The following is a 15,656-nucleotide window of genomic DNA, read 5'->3' on the forward strand; positions in this document are numbered from 1 at the left end:
TTTGATGGAGCAGCACATGCCCGGAGGCACCATGATCGATCGCAACGGCCTGAAGATCGCGAGCGAACTCGTCGAGTTCGTGGAGGCGCGCGCATTGCCGGGCACGGGGATCGATGCCGATGCTTTCTGGAGAGGCGTCGCGGCGATGTTCGCGGATCTCGCTCCGGTCAATGCGGCGCTGCTGACCAAGCGCGACCTGATCCAGGCGGAGATCGACGGCTGGCTGGCCGAGCGCGCCGGCGAACCGATCGACCAGGCCGACTATCAGCCGTTCCTCAAATCGATCGGCTATCTGGTCGATGAGCCGGCGCCGTTCGCGGTGACGACGCAGAATGTCGATGCCGAAGTCGCGACGATGGCCGGCCCGCAATTGGTCGTTCCGGTGCTCAACGCGCGCTTCGTGCTCAACGCCGCCAATGCGCGTTGGGGTAGCCTGTACGATGCGCTTTACGGTACCGACGCGATCCCGGGCGCGGCCAGGCCGGGCGGCTATGATCCCGAACGCGGGAGCCAGGTGATTGCCTGGGCGAAGGGGTTCCTCGACAAAGCGGTGCCGCTGGCGAGCGGAAGTTGGGTTGATCTGTCCGGCGAGCCGGTCATAGCTGACCCGGCGCTGCTCGTCGGGCGCGCCGGCGATAATTATCTGTTCCGCCACAACGGTCTGCACATCGAAGTGGTGATCGACCGCGAGCATCCGATCGGCAAAACCGACCCCGCCGGAATCGCCGACGTCATCCTGGAAAGCGCGATCACGACGATCGTCGACCTCGAGGATTCGATCGCCGCGGTCGATGCCGAGGACAAGGTAGCGGCCTATGCCAACTGGCTCGGCCTGATGCGCGGCGACCTGGAGGATACGTTCGAGAAAGGTGGCCGGACGCTGACTCGCCGCCTCAATGACGACCGCCGCTACGTCGCACCCGACGGCAGCGAATTGGTGTTGCGCGGCCGCAGTCTATTGTTCGTGCGTAATGTCGGCCATCTGATGACCACGCCGGCAGTAATCCTGGCGGACGGCGGCGAAGCACCCGAAGGTATTCTCGACGCGATCATGACCAGCCTGATCGGGCTGCATGACGTGAAAGGCCTGGGCCGCTTCCGCAACAGTCGGGCGGGGTCGATCTATATCGTCAAACCCAAGATGCATGGGCCGGACGAAGCCGCCTTCACCAACCGGCTGTTCGACGCGGTCGAGGATCTGCTCGGCCTGCCTCGCCACACGATCAAAGTCGGGGTGATGGATGAAGAGCGCCGTACCTCGGCCAATCTCGCCGCCTGCATTCATGCGGTGAAGGATCGCATCGTCTTCATCAACACCGGCTTCCTCGATCGCACCGGCGACGAGATCCACACCAGCATGCAGGCCGGGCCGATGGTGCCCAAGGGCGAGATGAAGACCTCGGCCTGGATCAAGGCCTATGAGGACCGCAACGTCCAGATCGGGCTCGCCTGCGGCCTCAGCGGCAAGGCGCAAATCGGCAAGGGGATGTGGGCGGCGCCCGACCGCATGGCCGACATGCTCGAGCAGAAGATCGCCCATCCAATGACCGGCGCGACCACTGCCTGGGTACCCTCCCCCACCGCGGCGACCTTGCATGCGACGCATTACCATCCGGTCGACGTGTTCGCGCGCCAGAAGGAACGCGCGGCGGAGCCGATCGCGAGCCTGAACGACTTGCTCTCGGTGCCGCTCGCGCTCGGCCGCAACTGGACGCCCGACGAAGTTCGCGCCGAACTCGACAACAATGCCCAGGGCATATTGGGCTATGTCGTGCGCTGGATCGATCAGGGCGTCGGCTGTTCCAAGGTGCCCGACATCCACGATATCGGGCTGATGGAAGACCGCGCCACCTTGCGCATCTCGAGCCAGGCGCTGGCCAATTGGCTGCTCCACGGCGTGTGCACGCCTGAAGAGGTCGAGGCGGCGTTCGGGCGCATGGCGGCCAAGGTCGACACGCAGAACTCAGGCGATCCCGCCTATCGTTCGTTGGTCGCCAATCCTGCCGGCGCGGCTTTCCAGGCGGCGCGCGCGCTGGTGTTCGAGGGAACTGTTCAGCCCAACGGCTATACCGAGCCCCTTCTTCATCGTTTTAGATTGCAGAAAAAAGCGTCGTGAGATCGAACTATTATAAATTGTACAAAAGAGACACTGCAATACATACCGTTGCGCGTGAGACATTACGCAAAACTTGATGCGCTTTTCTCAGACAAGAATGCGACAAGTGCTTGATCCGCGACCGATCTTGTCTGGAAATAACTTAATACGTGCAAGATAGTCCCAATTATATTAGGTGGGTCGCACCGGATTCATCCGGTGCGTTCAACCTACGTTTGGGGGTTACGGGGATGATACAGGCAATCAAGGCTGGCACGGCGATTGCCGTGCTCATTGCTGGCATCGTGGCGGCGCCGGCGATTGCGGACGCGGGCCGCAATTTCACCGTTTATAATGGCAATGCCGACGTGTCGGTGCAGCGGGTCTGGACGGCCCGCTCCGGGGAGTCGAAGGACCCCTGGCATGAGGTCGACATGAAATATGCGATCAAGCCGAAAAGCTCGTCCAACTTCACGCTCGGAACGGGCGATGTCTGCCTCTACGACATCAAGATCCAGTTCTCGGACGAGGTCACGCAGCAGTTCGACAACATCAATGTCTGCAAGGGCCAGACCGTCAACGCGACCTGACGCGAGCGATTGAAGGGGGAATGGTGGCGGCGGACCAGGGTTCGCCGCCGCTTTCGTTTGTGCGTGCTCGGCGGATTCAATTGCAATTTCGTCAGTAGAACATATCATGAACACCTTATGCCCGAGTCGTCTGCTTCACTGAGTCGATTGCGCCGCCGTGTCGCACGCATCGAAGGCGCGCGTGTATCGGGCGGCCCGGCGCGGTTCGCCACCGGGCATGCGGCGATCGATGCCTGGCTGGGTGGCGGGCTCGCGCGCGGACGCTTGCACGAAGTGATGGCGGACGACAGCGAGGATGCCGGCAGCCTGTCGGGATTCGCCGCGATGCTGGCGCTGCGCATCGATGCCGGAAAACCTTTATTATGGCTCAGGACCGAGGCGGCGGAACGGCGAGCGGGCAAGCTTTACGCCAGCGGACTGGGTGAAATCGGCCTTCATGGCGGTGACCTCATCCTCGGACTGCTCGGCAACGACGCGGCATTGCTCAAGGCCGCGAACGACGCCGCGCGCTGTGCCGGGCTCGGCGCATTGGTGGTCGAGAGCTGGGGCGAGTCCAAACCGCTCGATTTGACCGCGACGCGCCGGCTGATGCTGGCGGCGGAGGCATCGGGCGTGACTGTCCTGCTGCTTCGCGGCGAGGCGCGCGAAAGCCCCAGCGTCGCCGATACCCGCTGGCGGGTCTCCCCTGCTCCCTCGATCGCGCTTGCCGCCGATGCGCCGGGGCCGCCCGCCTTCGACCTCGAATTGTTGCGCCGTCGCGCCGGCCCCGCCGGACGTCGCTGGCGCGTGGAGTGGAATCGTGAACGACGTGCCTTCCAGCCCCTTGATGGGCAGGCGCTATCTGGCGCTGTTCTTCCCCTGGCTGCCGGCTGAGCGCATCCGCATCACGCGCCCGCATCTGTTCGCGGGTCGTGCCGGTGCGCCTTATGCGCTGACCGAGAAGGTCAAGGGCGCGCTGCGCGTATATGCGATCGATCAGGAAGCCGCGCGGCTAGGGATCGAGCGCGGCATGACCCTGGCGGATGCCCGCGCGCGGCTGCCCGAACTCGAAGCGTTCGACCATGTCCCGCACGACGATCATTTGTGGCTCGAGCGGCTCGCCGATGGCTGCGCCCGCTATACGCCCTGGGTGATGCTCGACGCGCCCGATGGGCTGGTGCTCGATGTGACTGGTTGCGCCCATCTCATCGGCAGCGAAACGGCGCTCGCCACCGATGCGCTGGCAAGACTCGACCGGTTGGGCGTCACCGCGCAACACGCCTTTGCCGCCAATCCCGACGCCGCCCGCGCGATGGCGCGATGGCGCAGCGTCGGCGCCAATGAGGATGAAGCGGTCCGACGCTTGCCCGTCGTAGCACTCGGGCTCGAAGACGAAGCGACGACCGCTTTGAAACGCGCCGGGCTCAAGACCGTCGGCGACGTCGTGGCGCGTCCCTTGTCGGCGATCGCCGCGCGGTTCGGCAGCGATGCCGCAACCCAGGTCCGACGGATCATCGGCGAAGCGGATAGCCCGTTGACCCCGCGCATCGTCGCTCAGCCTTTGGTCGTCGAGCGGCGCTTTGCCGAACCCGTCGCGCGCACCGAATTCGCGTTGACCGTATTGGGGGAATTGATCGCCGATGCGGCTGCCCGGCTCGATCAGACGCATGAAGGCGGACGCCGGTTCGAGGCGCGCTTCTTCCGCACCGACGGGCTGGTGCAGCGGATAGCGGTCGAGACAGGCCGGCCGACCCGCGACGTGGCCGCGGTATTGCGGCTGTTCCGCGAACGGATCGAGACGCTGGCCGATCCGATCGATCCCGGCTTCGGTTTCGATCTGATCCGGCTCGACGTGCCGGTGGCGGAGCGGCTCGATGCGGCACAGTTGCGGCTCGAAGGGGGTGCGGTCGGCGAAGCCGAGCTGGCGCAATTGATCGACCGGCTGTCGACCCGGGTCGGGCGCGGACGCGTGCGCCGGTTCGCGCCACGCGACCGCCATTTGCCCGAACAGGCCGAACTGATGCTGCCTGCCACCGATCCGGTTCCGCCGGGCGACTGGCCCGAACTCGAAACCGGCGAGCCGCCGTTGCGCCCAATCCACTTGTTCGACCCACCGCAATTGATCGACTCGATAGCCAGCGAAGTCCCCGACGGCCCGCCGCGCCAATTCCGCTGGCGGCGTGTCCTGCACGACGTCGCCCGGGTCGAGGGACCCGAGCGCATCGCGACTCCCTGGTGGGGTAGCCGCCAGGCGCCGACACGCGATTATTACCGCGTCGAAGACCGCCGCGGCCGCCGCTTCTGGATCTTCCGCCATGGCCTGTACGGCGAGGTCGCCGAGCCCGGCTGGTACATTCACGGGCTGTTCGCATGAAGAGACTCGCACAAAGACACGAAGCCACGAAGAAATTTTGTTCGTGCAGAGACGTAGAGCATTGCCCCAGTCTCGCGTCAGCGAGACCTTCATTCCCCTTTGCCATTAGCGACGACGGAGCCGCTCCCGCGGCTCGATTTTTATCTCCGCGACCTCTGCGCCTCTGCGCGAACGTATTCCTTCTTCTTCGCGCCTTCGTGTCTTCGTGCGAGCAAAATTCCAGACCGGCGGACCGGTATGGCTGAGCCTGTCCACTTCGCCGAGCTCGTCGCCGCGACCAACTTCTCGTTCCTGCGCGGCGCGTCGCACCCGAGCGACATGGTCGCCGAGGCGATTGCGCTGGGCATGCGCGCCATCGGTATCGCCGACCGCAACACGGTCGCCGGCGTGGTCCGCGCGCATGTTGCGCTGAGGCAAGCGCGCGAGCAATGGAACCCCGCCTGGGCCAAAGCCAAGGCGCGGCATGAGGCCGACCGGCCGTGGGAAGACTTTCCCGACCTGCCCGATCTGCCCTCTCCCGCTCCCGATTTCCGCCTGATCGTCGGAGCGCGGCTGGTCTTTGCCGACGGCACGCCCGACATCGTCGCCTATCCCGCGACGCGATATGGCTGGGGCCGGCTGACCCGGTTGTTGTCGCTCGGCAATCGCCGCGCGACCAAGGGCGGCTGTTTGATCGGGATCGGCGACCTGATCGCGCATCATCAGGATCTGATGCTGATCGTGCTGCCCGAGAGCAGCTTCGACGAGGAGGAGAATGAGGCGCTGCCGGAAAAAAGGCGGATCGACCAGGATCAGGATCGTGGTTTCCTGCGACTAGGCGAGGATGAGGTGGAAACGACCAATGTCGTCCCTTTCCTCCCTCGTCATGCCGGCCTTGTGCCGGCATCCACAGAGCCGCAAACCCCAGGCCAAGTGGTGGAGTGGACCCCGGCACAAGGCCGGGGTGACGGGTCGCTTGAGGGTACGCTTTCCCGTCTCAAACGCGTCGTCGGCGATCGGCTCTGGCTCGGCGCCTCGATGCCCCGCGCGGGCCGCGACAAACGCCGCCTCGCCAAGCTAGCCGTCATAGCCCGCGCCGCACGCGTCCCGTTGCTCGCGACCAACGACGCGCTCTATGCCACCCCCGAGCAACGCCCGCTGCACGACGTCGTCATCTGCATCCGCAAAGGCACGCATGTGAAGGCCGCGGGCAAGCTGCTCGAAGCCAATGCCGAACGCCATCTCAAGCCGCCGGAGGAAATGGCGCGGCTGTTTCGCGACTATCCCGAAGCGGTAGCGGAAACCGACATCCTGCTCTCGCGCATCGGCTTCACGCTCGACCAATTGAGCTACGATTATCCCCACGAGCCCGTGCCAGCGGGTTGGGACGCGCAGGAATGGCTCGAGCATCTCGTCTGGCAGACCGCGCTCGAACGCTATGATTATCGCGTCCCCGACAAGCTCTATGCGTTGCTCTACGAGGAATTCACGCTGATCCGCGAGCGCGGTTATGCCCCCTATTTCCTGACCGTCCACGACATCGTGAATTTCGCCAAAAGCTGCGATCCGCCAATCCTGTGCCAGGGACGGGGATCGGCGGCGAATTCGGTGGTGTGTTTCCTGCTCGGCGTGACCTCGGTCGATCCGATGCAGCATGATCTGCTGTTCTCGCGCTTCGTCTCGGCCGAGCGCGACGAGCCTCCCGATATCGACGTCGATTTCGAACACGAACGGCGCGAAGAAGTGATGCAGTACGTCTATCGCCGCTATGGTCGTCATCGCGCCGCGATCGCCGCGACGGTGATCCATTATCGATCGCGCAGCACGGTGCGCGAAGTCGGCAAGGCGCTGGGCATGACCGAGGACGTGACCTCGCGCCTCGCGAGCACCGTCTGGGGCAGCTATTCGAGCCATTTCGAGGAAGAGCGCGTGTCGCAGTCCGGGTTCGACCTGGCCAATCCCGACATCGCGCGCCTCAAGTCGCTGGTCGACCAATTGCTCGAATTCCCGCGCCATTTGTCGCAGCATGTCGGCGGGTTCGTGCTGACCCAGGACCGGCTCGACGAGACGGTGCCGATCCATAATGCAGCGATGGAGGACCGCACCTTCATCGAATGGGACAAGGACGATATCGACGCGCTGCAATTGATGAAGGTCGACGTGCTCGCGCTCGGCATGCTGACCTGCATCAAGAAGGCGTTCGACCTGATCGAGGCGACCGGCGGCGAGCGGCACACGCTCGATACCATCCCGGGCGAGGTGCCGGCAGTCTATGACATGCTGTGCGAGGGCAATAGCCTGGGCCTGTTCCAGGTCGAAAGCCGCGCGCAGATGAGCATGTTGCCGCGTCTCAAGCCCCGCATCTTCTACGATCTGGTGGTGCAGGTCGCGATCGTCCGACCGGGGCCGATCCAGGGCAATATGGTCCATCCCTATCTGCGCCGGCGGTCGGGCAAGGAGAAGGTCGACTTCCCCGCCCCGGCGGCGCGCTTCGGCCGTCCCGATGAGTTGGAAGAGGTGCTAGGCAAGACGATGGGCGTGCCCTTGTTCCAGGAACAGGCGATGAAGCTGGCGATCGTCGCCGCCAAATTCTCGCCCGAGGACGCCAATCGCCTGCGCCGCGCGATGGCGACGTTCCGCAATGTCGGCACGATCCACCATTTCGAGGCAAAGATGGTCGAAGGCATGGTGAAGCGCGGGTACGAACGCGACTTCGCGCAGCGCTGCTACGATCAGATCAAGGGGTTCGGCAGCTATGGCTTTCCCGAAAGCCATGCGCTGGCGTTCGCGCGATTGGTCTATGTCTCGGCCTGGCTCAAATGCTTCCACCCCGCGGTGTTCGCCTGCGCGCTGCTCAACTCGCAGCCGATGGGATTCTACGCGCCGGCGCAGATCGTCCGCGACGTGCAGGAAAAACATGGTGTCGCCGTGCGGCCGATCGACATCAATGCGAGCGGCTGGGACAATAGCCTCGAACGCGACGGACCGGATCTCGTGCTGCGATTGGGCTTCCGTCAGGTCGATGGTTTCCGCGAGGAATGGGCCGAACGGCTGGTCGAAGCGCGTGCCGCGGCACCCTTCACCTCGATCGAAGAACTCGCCCGTCGCGCCAACCTTCCCTCGCGCGGGCTTCGCCTGCTCGCCGACGCCGATGCCTGGGGATCGATCGGCCAGGGACGACGCGATGCCTTGTGGGAAGTACGCCGCACGCCGTCGGATGAACTGCCCCTGTTCGCCGCCGCCGGCGCGCGGGAACTCGGGCAGGAAATGGATGCCGCGCTGCCGGCGATGCCCTTGAGCGAGGAAGTCGTCGCCGATTACGAACTCACCCGGCTGTCGCTCAAGGGCCATCCGATGCAGTTCCTGCGGCCGATGTTCCGCTCGGAAGGGGTGCTGAGCTGCGCGGAAGTGAGCAAGGCACGCAACGGATCGCGCGCTACCGTCGCCGGCGTGGTACTGGTCCGCCAGCGCCCCGGCACCGGCAATGCCATCTTCATCACGCTGGAGGACGAGACCGGCATCACCAACGCTTTGTTATGGGCGCGCGTGTTCGAAACGCAGCGGTTGCAAGTGATGGGATCGCGGCTGATGACGATCGAGGGCGAGGTCCAGCGCAGCGCACCAAGCGAGGGCAGCGTCGTCCATTTGATCGGCGCACGCGTGATCGATCGTACCGCCGACCTCGCCCGATTGTCCGAAGATCATGTCGCGCCGCCGCCAACCGCCCACGTGGACTTCGAACTGTCCCCCGACCCGCGCTATACCGCCGACGCGCATGGCCGCCATCCACGCAACGTACGCATCCTGCCCAAGTCGCGCGATTTCCATTGAGGCGAAGCCGCGGCTTGCCCGGTCAGCGCGTGCCCAGCACCCGCAAGCCGTAGGGCGGCAGCTCGATCGTCGCGGGATGGGCCGCACGATTGCCGCCGAGCAAGTCGACCCACCCCTGCCCCATCGCCGGCAAGGCCGGACGTACCGCAGCCGCGCCGCTATTGGCCAGGACAAGCACCTTGCGACCGTCCATGCTGCGCAGCACGCACACCGCGGCCGAACCATCGTCGCACAGCAATCGCTGATCCCCCTGGCGCAGTTCGGGCCGCGCCGCGCGCAATGCCAACAGCGTGCGGTAGAAGGTGTAGAGCGAGTCCGACTTGTCCCGCTCTTCGGCGAGCGACACACCGTCGTTGCTGCGGTTGAAGCGGTTACCCCAAGCGGTAGCGTTCCCGCGATACCAGGTCGCCGACCCCGGCGCGTCGAGGTCGGCGCTCCAGCGATAGGCCTCGCGCAAGCCGATATGCGCGCCGTCGCTCTTGACCCTGGGATCGATCCGGCCGCGCATGCCCAGTTCCTGGCCGTAATAGATCGACGGCGTGCCGCGCATCAGCAAGGTCATTGCCGCGCCGATCCGCGCCTTGCGCTGGTCGCCGCCGACCACCGACATGAAACGGTCCATGTCATGATTCTCGAGAAACAGGATGCGGCTCTTGCCCGCGGGCGCCTCCCCGCTCTCGCCCAGCGCCTTGACGATCGCCACCTTGTCCATCTTCTCGAGCGCGAAGCGCAGCGGGAAGGCGAACACCATGTCGGTGCCGCCCTTGGTCAGCCAGGCATCGCCCGCGCCCCAATCGGACTGCTCGGCGATGATCCGCACCGACGGATTGCGCGCGCGGATCGCGGTGAAGATCGGCTCCCAGAAATCGGCAAACAAATTGGTCAGGCGATGCTTGTTGTCGAGATCGTCCATCATATGGTCGATGCGGAAGCCGTCGACGCCATCGCGCAGCGAGCCGTCGCCATGCGGATCGATCCAATGGACCAGCAGCCGCGTGAAATAGCCGCGCACCGTCGGCGACTTCAGATTGACCATCGAGATGCCGGTCCAGCGCCCGTCATAGCCTGGCCAGGCGGGCACGCCGAGGAACGGCTCGGGCTCTTCGTTGCTCTTCGGCCGATCGTAGAGGATGTAAGGCCCGAACTTCGCCCCCGGGCGACCGCGCGAGCTGGTCAGCCACGGATGTCCTTCCGCGACGTACTGGAATTCCTCGTCGAGATAGACGCGCAGGCCGAGCGAATGCGCCGCGCGGATGAAGGCGAAATAGTCGGCCATCGTGCCATAAGCTGGGTCGATGCCCTCGAAATCGGTCGCGAAGTAATTGTGATAATAAGGCGACGGCTGGAGCGGGGTGAGCAGCAGCGACGTGACGCCGAGCGCCTTGAGATCGCCGAGGCTTGCGGTCAGGCCCTTGAGGTCACCGATCCGGTCGCCGTTCGAATCGCGAAAGCTGCGGAAGAAGATGTGGTAGATCACCTCATCGCGCATCGCCGCCGAGGTTGTCTTTTCCGGCGGTGCCGCCTTGGCCGGCGCCGCGAGCAGTAGCGCCGCGAACGCCAGGCCGATCGCGCGGATCACGCCTCGAACAGAACGGGATTGAGCGGGGTGTCGATCACCTGCCCCACAGCTGCGCCCGGGCACCAGCGATCCCAGTCGTCCTGTTGCTGCATGTTCTCGGGCGCCTTCAGCACCATGTCGCGGTCCATGTAGATCACCGTCATCACCGAGCGCGGATTGTGTGACCGGTTCGGCCCGGCACGGTGAAAGGTCCAGCCGAGATGAAAGCTGACCTCGCCCAGCTCGAACGGCCCGTCGACGATCGGGAAGCCGTGATGCTCCATGTCGGCGGTGATCTTCGCCTCGCTCTCGTCCGAAATGCCGAGGTCGCGCCCGAACTCGACATGCTGGCTGCCCGAGAAGAAGGCGAGCGGTCCCATGTCCTGCGGCACGGCCTGAAGCGGTACCCAAGCGGTGATCGTGCGATCACTCGCCACCGGCCAATAATATTGATCGGCATGCGCCGGCGTGATGCCGCCGCCCGGTTCCTTGTAGAGCGACTGGTCGTGATAGAGCCGGACGCCCTCGACCTGCAGCAATGCCGCAGCAATTCCCGCCAGCCGCCTACCGAACACGAATTCGCGCGGCAGCCCGCCTTGCTCCCACAGGTTCATCACCTGGAGGAACGCTCTGTCATAGGTCGAGCGTTCTTCGAGCGGCAGCGTCTGGGTGTTGAGCGCAATGGTCTGCCCGGTGATCGCACGCCCATAATGATCGAGCGTCTCGGCATCGAACACGTTCTTCAGCCGGATGAAGCCATCGCGGGCGAACCGCGCGACCTGGTCGCCGCTGACCGGATAGGGGCTGTCGATATCCACGCTCATACGCTCATCAAGTCCCTGGGATCGAACAACGATCCTTTTCTAGCCGAGCGAACGGAAGGACGTCCACCATTTGCCTATGCTGCGCAGCATGACGCCCGGACAGCATTTTCACCCTGCCTCGGTCGATTGGAATGGCGTAACGCCTGAGCGCCATGATGTTTCGCGATGCAACTCCCGCCGATCTGCCGACGATCGTCGCGATGCTTGCCGAGGAGCAGATCGGCGGCCGCGCCGACGACCCGTCCGAGCCGCTCGATCCCGCCTATCTCGCCGCGTTCGAGGCGATCGATCGCGATCCCAACCAGCGCCTGATCGTCGCCGAATTGGACGGCGCCATTGTCGGCACGATGCAATTGAGCTGGCTTCCCGGCCTGATCAATCGCGGCGCCTGGCGCGGCCAGATCGAGGCGGTGAGGATCGCTAAAGACAAGCGCTCGCTGGGCCTCGGCGCGACGATGATCACCTGGGCGGTCGAGCGCTTCCGCGAGCGCGGCTGCTTCATGGCGCAATTGACGTCGAACAACGACCGCGTCGCCGCGCATCGTTTCTACGAACGGCTCGGCTGGAAAAAGAGCCATAGCGGGTTCAAGCTTATGCTGACGAAAGGCGACTGATGCCGGGCAAATATTTCGATGAATGGCGGATCGGCGAGACGATCGAGCATCCGCTCCGCCGCACGGTGACCGAGACCGATAACCTGCTGTGGTCGACCATGACCCACAACCCGCAACCGCTCCACCTCGACGCCGAGGCGGCCAAGGCGAGCGAGTTCGGCCGCATCCTGGTCAACGGCACTTTCACGTTCAGCCTGATGGTCGGGATTACCGTTGCCGAGACGACGATGGGCACTTTGGTCGCGAACCTGGGCTACGACAAATTGGTGATGCCAAAGCCGGTGTTCATCGGCGACACGCTGCGCGCGACCAGCGAAGTGACCGAGTTGCGCGAGAGCAAGTCGCGGCCCAATGCCGGGCTGGTGACGTGGAAACACCGCATGCTCAACCAGCGCAACGAGGTGGTGTGCGAGTGTTTGCGGACGGCGTTGTTGCTGAAGGTCACAAGCTAGTGGAGGAGTTGTGGGGGCGACTGTTCGAACGGCGAGGCTCAATCAAGCTGGAACAGATGCCAGGAGTCACAATCGAGAATATTCGCAGGCTTTCCACCCATGACATTCTGGAACTGATACGTTCAGAAGGCGACCGAAGTGTCAGAGGCCTTCTCGCGCAAATGGAGAAGAAGCGCCGAGAAGATTGGGCAGGCAGAGCGGCGCTAGTCGTATCGATCCTCGCTCTAATTGTGGCCGCGTTCAGACCGTAAAGCTCTCCCCGCACCCGCAAGCGCCCTTGGCATTGGGGTTTTCAAACACGAAGCCGGCGGCGAAATCGTCCTCGACCCAGTCCATCGTCGAGCCGATCAGATAGAGCACCGACGCGCCGTCGACGAAGAAGGTGCCACCGGGGGTCTCGATCCGCTCGTCCATCGGGTTGGCGGCGGTGACGTAATCGACCGAATAGGCCAGCCCCGAACAGCCACGCTTCGGCGTCGACAGCTTGACGCCGATCGCGCCCTCCGGCGCCTTCGACATCAGCTCGGCCACCCGCGCCTCGGCGCGTTCGGTCAATATCACGGCAGCCGGGCGCTGCCTCAGGGTCGTTGCCACGTCTTCACTCCTTCTCTCCCCTCCCGCCTGCGGGAGGGGTCGGGGGAGGGCTTGTCATGTTCGCTCGACCGACATGCCCTCCCCTAGCCCCTCCCGCGAGCGGGAGGGGAATAATTACAGCATTCCCAGTTCCAATTTCGCATCGTCGGACATCTTCTGCGGATCCCAGGGCGGGTCCCAGACCAGATTGACGTCGGCGACGGCGACTCCCGGCACGCTGCCGACCCGCAACTCGACCTCGGCCGGCATCGATTCCGCGACCGGGCAATGCGGCGTGGTCAAGGTCATCGTGACCGCGGCATGACCCTCGTCGGTCACTTCGACATTATAGATCAGTCCGAGGTCGTAGATGTTGACCGGAATCTCGGGGTCGTAAATCTCCTTGAGCGCGTCGACCACCGCCTCATACAGCGCGCCACCCGGCTCGCCGCCCGACAGCGGCTCGGGCTTTTGCGACAGGAACCCGGCGAGATAGTCGCGCTTGCGCTCGAACGTCTCGGCCGGCGCCTCGACGCGCGCCTTGGGCGGCGCTTCCACCGATGTCACTTCGTCCACTTCGATCTTCCGTTCTTCGTTCATCCGAAGATTCCTACCCAAAAATCCGCGTCACACGTTCGACTGCTTCACCCAGCGCCTCGACATCGCCCATCGACGAATAGACGCCGAAGCTCGCCCGCGCCGTCGCCGGCACGCCCAGCGCCTCCATCAACGGCTGCGCGCAATGATGCCCGGCACGGATCGCCACCTTGCTCTCGTCCAAGATGGTGGCGACGTCGTGCGGATGCACCCCCTCGACCGCGAAACTGACGATACCGGCGGAGTCTTCCGGCCCGAACAGCCGCACCGAATTGATCCGCGACAACCGCTCTCGTGCCGCCGCGACCAGCGCTGTTTCGTGGGCGTGGATGCGCTCCAGGCCAATGCTCTCGACATAATCGATCGCCGCATGCAGCCCGATCACGCCGACGATATGCGGCGTCCCCGCCTCGAACCGGCCCGGCGCCGGGGCGTAGGTCGTCTTGGCGAAGGTCACCCGATCGATCATCGACCCACCGCCCTGATACGGCGGCATCGCGTTGAGCAGATCGTAGCGACCCCACAACACGCCGATCCCGGTCGGGCCGTAGAGCTTGTGGCCAGAGAAGACGTAGAAGTCGCAGCCGATCTCGGCGACGTCGACCGGCATGCGCGGCACCGCCTGGCAGCCGTCGAGCAGGATCTTCGCCCCGACCGAATGCGCGATCTCGGTCGCGCGCTTGGCGTCGAGCACCGAGCCCAGCACGTTGGACACGTGCGCGAGCGCAACCAATTTGTGCGCCGGCGTGATCATCGCCGCCATCGCGTCGAGATCGATGCGGCCGTCGTCAGTCAGCGGCACGACGTCGATCTCGGCCCCGATCTTCTCGGCGACCAGCTGCCACGGCACGATGTTGGAGTGATGTTCGAGCGTGGACAGCAGGATGCGGTCGCCCGCTTTGAGCTGCTCGCCCGCCCAGCTATGCGCAACGAGATTGATCGCCTCGGTCGCGCCGCGGACGAAGACGATTTCCTCGGACTTGCCGTTGACGAACTCCGCGACCCGCTTGCGCGCCGCTTCATAGGCGAGCGTCATGTCGGCCGAGCGCTGGTACACGCCGCGATGAACGGCGGCATAGTCTTGGGCGTAGCCGCGCTCGATCGCGTCGATCACCATGCGCGGTTTCTGGGCGGAGACGGCGCTGTCGAGATAATGCCAGCCCGCCGGGATCGCCGGGAAATCGTCGACGACGTCGAGAGGGGCAAAATCCTCCCCGGCACGGGGAGGGGGACCGCGACGCGAAGCGTCGTGGTGGAGGGGGCCCGCCGCAAACGAATCGCTAGATTGCGGGCCCCCTCCACCATCGGCTCCGCCGATGGTCCCCCWCCCCGTCCCGGGGAGGATTTTTGCCGTCTCGTTCATAGCATCCGCTCCAGCGCAGCCTGCGCCGCCGCTTCGACCCGCGTCCGTTCGCCTTCATCTGCGATATCGTCGAACACGCTGCCGACGAATGCCCTCAACAACAGCTTCTTCGCATCAGCCGGCGCGATCCCGCGGCTTTCGAGATAGAACAGCGCTTGTCCGTCCAGCTCGCCCACGGTCGCGCCGTGAGCGCACTTCACGTCGTCGGCGAAAATCTCCAGCTCGGGCTTGGCGTTGGCGGTCGCGGTGCGCGCGAGCAGCATCGCCTTCACCGACTGGCTGGCGTCGGTCTTCTGCGCATCGCGCGCGACCGCGACCTTGCCGAGATAGCTGCCGGTCGCCTTGCCGCCGAGTACCGAGCGCACGACCTGGTTCGAGGTCGCGTTGGGCTCGATATGGTTGAGCGTGGTGACGATCTCCAGCGTCTGCTCACCACCGCCGAGCATCGCCGCACCGAGCTCGAAATGTGCGCCGTCGTGCAAGGTCACGTCGATCGATACGCGGCCCAGTTTGCCGCCGATATTGAGCACGTGGAAGGTCGCCCGCGCGCCCTTTTCGAGCACGATCGCGATCTCCTTGATCGCCACCGATCCGGGCGGCGAGTCCTGCACCACGACACGCGCAATCTCCTCGCCCGCAGCGACGCGGATCGTCTCGGGCGGATTGAGCGGCCACGCCTCAGCAAGTGCGTCGAGGTCGCTATAGCGCCACGCCTCATCGCGGCGGGTGGGGAGCGCGAGCAGGGTCAAAACCCTTCTCCCCTTGTGGGAGAAGGAGGGGCCCATTGCGTCAGCAATGGGAGGATGAGGGGAGCGACCGCGTAGCGG

At 64.8% G+C, this 15,656-nt stretch carries 13 protein-coding genes; 7 read left to right on the forward strand and 6 right to left on the reverse strand.

All coding sequences use genetic code 11. The features are described from left to right. Nucleotides 1–16: 16 nt before the first annotated feature. From AC1DRD_RS14415 to AC1DRD_RS14435, 5 genes are all read left to right on the forward strand, one after another. Nucleotides 17–2,116: a malate synthase G gene (locus tag AC1DRD_RS14415; protein ID WP_478041880.1), complete on the forward strand. Its 2,100-nt coding sequence runs from the start codon at nucleotides 17–19 to the stop codon at nucleotides 2,114–2,116. Nucleotides 2,117–2,346: 230 nt separating this feature from the next. Beyond that, entirely contained in the window at nucleotides 2,347–2,685 is a 339-nt protein-coding gene (locus tag AC1DRD_RS14420) for a hypothetical protein (protein WP_478032687.1), read from the forward strand. A gap of 147 nt (nucleotides 2,686–2,832) precedes the next feature. Continuing rightward, nucleotides 2,833–3,558: an ImuA family protein gene (locus tag AC1DRD_RS14425; protein WP_478041881.1), complete on the forward strand. Its 726-nt coding sequence runs from the start codon at nucleotides 2,833–2,835 to the stop codon at nucleotides 3,556–3,558. Then, on the forward strand, nucleotides 3,512–5,038 hold the full coding sequence (locus tag AC1DRD_RS14430; RefSeq protein ID WP_478032695.1) for a Y-family DNA polymerase: 1,527 nt from the start codon (nucleotides 3,512–3,514) through the stop codon (nucleotides 5,036–5,038). The genes AC1DRD_RS14425 and AC1DRD_RS14430 overlap by 47 nt, the downstream gene beginning before the upstream one ends. Before the next feature lie 237 nt (nucleotides 5,039–5,275). Further along, entirely contained in the window at nucleotides 5,276–8,848 is a 3,573-nt protein-coding gene (locus AC1DRD_RS14435) for an error-prone DNA polymerase (RefSeq protein WP_478041882.1), read from the forward strand. 22 nt (nucleotides 8,849–8,870) lie between these two features. Here the strand turns inward: AC1DRD_RS14435 and AC1DRD_RS14440 are convergent, their stop codons facing one another. Next, nucleotides 8,871–10,427, reverse strand: coding sequence for an alpha-amylase family glycosyl hydrolase (locus tag AC1DRD_RS14440; protein ID WP_478041883.1), 1,557 nt, complete (start codon nucleotides 10,425–10,427; stop codon nucleotides 8,871–8,873). Further along, nucleotides 10,424–11,230, reverse strand: a complete 807-nt coding sequence (locus tag AC1DRD_RS14445) for a phytanoyl-CoA dioxygenase family protein (RefSeq protein ID WP_478041884.1) — start codon at nucleotides 11,228–11,230, stop codon at nucleotides 10,424–10,426. Before AC1DRD_RS14445 ends, AC1DRD_RS14440 begins: the two co-directional genes overlap by 4 nt. 155 nt (nucleotides 11,231–11,385) lie before the next feature. Here AC1DRD_RS14445 and AC1DRD_RS14450 point away from each other — a divergent pair, with 155 nt between their 5' ends. Both AC1DRD_RS14450 and AC1DRD_RS14455 read left to right on the forward strand, forming a co-directional pair. Next, nucleotides 11,386–11,844: an N-acetyltransferase family protein gene (locus AC1DRD_RS14450; protein ID WP_478041885.1), complete on the forward strand. Its 459-nt coding sequence runs from the start codon at nucleotides 11,386–11,388 to the stop codon at nucleotides 11,842–11,844. Then, nucleotides 11,844–12,296: a MaoC family dehydratase gene (locus tag AC1DRD_RS14455; protein ID WP_478041886.1), complete on the forward strand. Its 453-nt coding sequence runs from the start codon at nucleotides 11,844–11,846 to the stop codon at nucleotides 12,294–12,296. Before AC1DRD_RS14450 ends, AC1DRD_RS14455 begins: the two co-directional genes overlap by 1 nt. 240 nt (nucleotides 12,297–12,536) lie before the next feature. On the opposite strand, the gene AC1DRD_RS14460 is transcribed toward AC1DRD_RS14455, so the two are convergent. From AC1DRD_RS14460 to AC1DRD_RS14475, 4 genes are all read right to left on the reverse strand, one after another. Further along, nucleotides 12,537–12,890, reverse strand: coding sequence for a HesB/IscA family protein (locus AC1DRD_RS14460; protein ID WP_478041887.1), 354 nt, complete (start codon nucleotides 12,888–12,890; stop codon nucleotides 12,537–12,539). 114 nt (nucleotides 12,891–13,004) lie between these two features. After that, nucleotides 13,005–13,469, reverse strand: coding sequence for an SUF system Fe-S cluster assembly protein (locus AC1DRD_RS14465; protein WP_478041888.1), 465 nt, complete (start codon nucleotides 13,467–13,469; stop codon nucleotides 13,005–13,007). 10 nt (nucleotides 13,470–13,479) lie between these two features. After that, complete coding sequence (locus AC1DRD_RS14470; RefSeq protein ID WP_478041899.1) at nucleotides 13,480–14,637, reverse strand: cysteine desulfurase; 1,158 nt, start codon at nucleotides 14,635–14,637, stop codon at nucleotides 13,480–13,482. 188 nt (nucleotides 14,638–14,825) lie between these two features. Beyond that, nucleotides 14,826–15,578: a SufD family Fe-S cluster assembly protein gene (locus AC1DRD_RS14475; RefSeq protein ID WP_478041889.1), complete on the reverse strand. Its 753-nt coding sequence runs from the start codon at nucleotides 15,576–15,578 to the stop codon at nucleotides 14,826–14,828. Nucleotides 15,579–15,656: the final 78 nt, after the last annotated feature.

This window comes from Sphingomonas sp. P4_G2, assembly GCF_056401155.1.

Bases quoted from the DNA above. Each gene is read 5' to 3' on its own strand.
- AC1DRD_RS14465 (WP_478041888.1), bottom strand. From the start codon at position 13,469: ATGAACGAAGAACGGAAGATCGAAGTGGACGAAGTGACATCGGTGGAA.
- AC1DRD_RS14435 (WP_478041882.1), top strand. From the start codon at position 5,276: ATGGCTGAGCCTGTCCACTTCGCCGAGCTCGTCGCCGCGACCAACTTC.
- AC1DRD_RS14450 (WP_478041885.1), top strand. From the start codon at position 11,386: ATGTTTCGCGATGCAACTCCCGCCGATCTGCCGACGATCGTCGCGATG.
- AC1DRD_RS14455 (WP_478041886.1), top strand. From the start codon at position 11,844: ATGCCGGGCAAATATTTCGATGAATGGCGGATCGGCGAGACGATCGAG.
- AC1DRD_RS14415 (WP_478041880.1), top strand. From the start codon at position 17: ATGCCCGGAGGCACCATGATCGATCGCAACGGCCTGAAGATCGCGAGC.
- AC1DRD_RS14430 (WP_478032695.1), top strand. From the start codon at position 3,512: ATGGGCAGGCGCTATCTGGCGCTGTTCTTCCCCTGGCTGCCGGCTGAG.
- AC1DRD_RS14420 (WP_478032687.1), top strand. From the start codon at position 2,347: ATGATACAGGCAATCAAGGCTGGCACGGCGATTGCCGTGCTCATTGCT.
- AC1DRD_RS14445 (WP_478041884.1), bottom strand. From the start codon at position 11,230: ATGAGCGTGGATATCGACAGCCCCTATCCGGTCAGCGGCGACCAGGTC.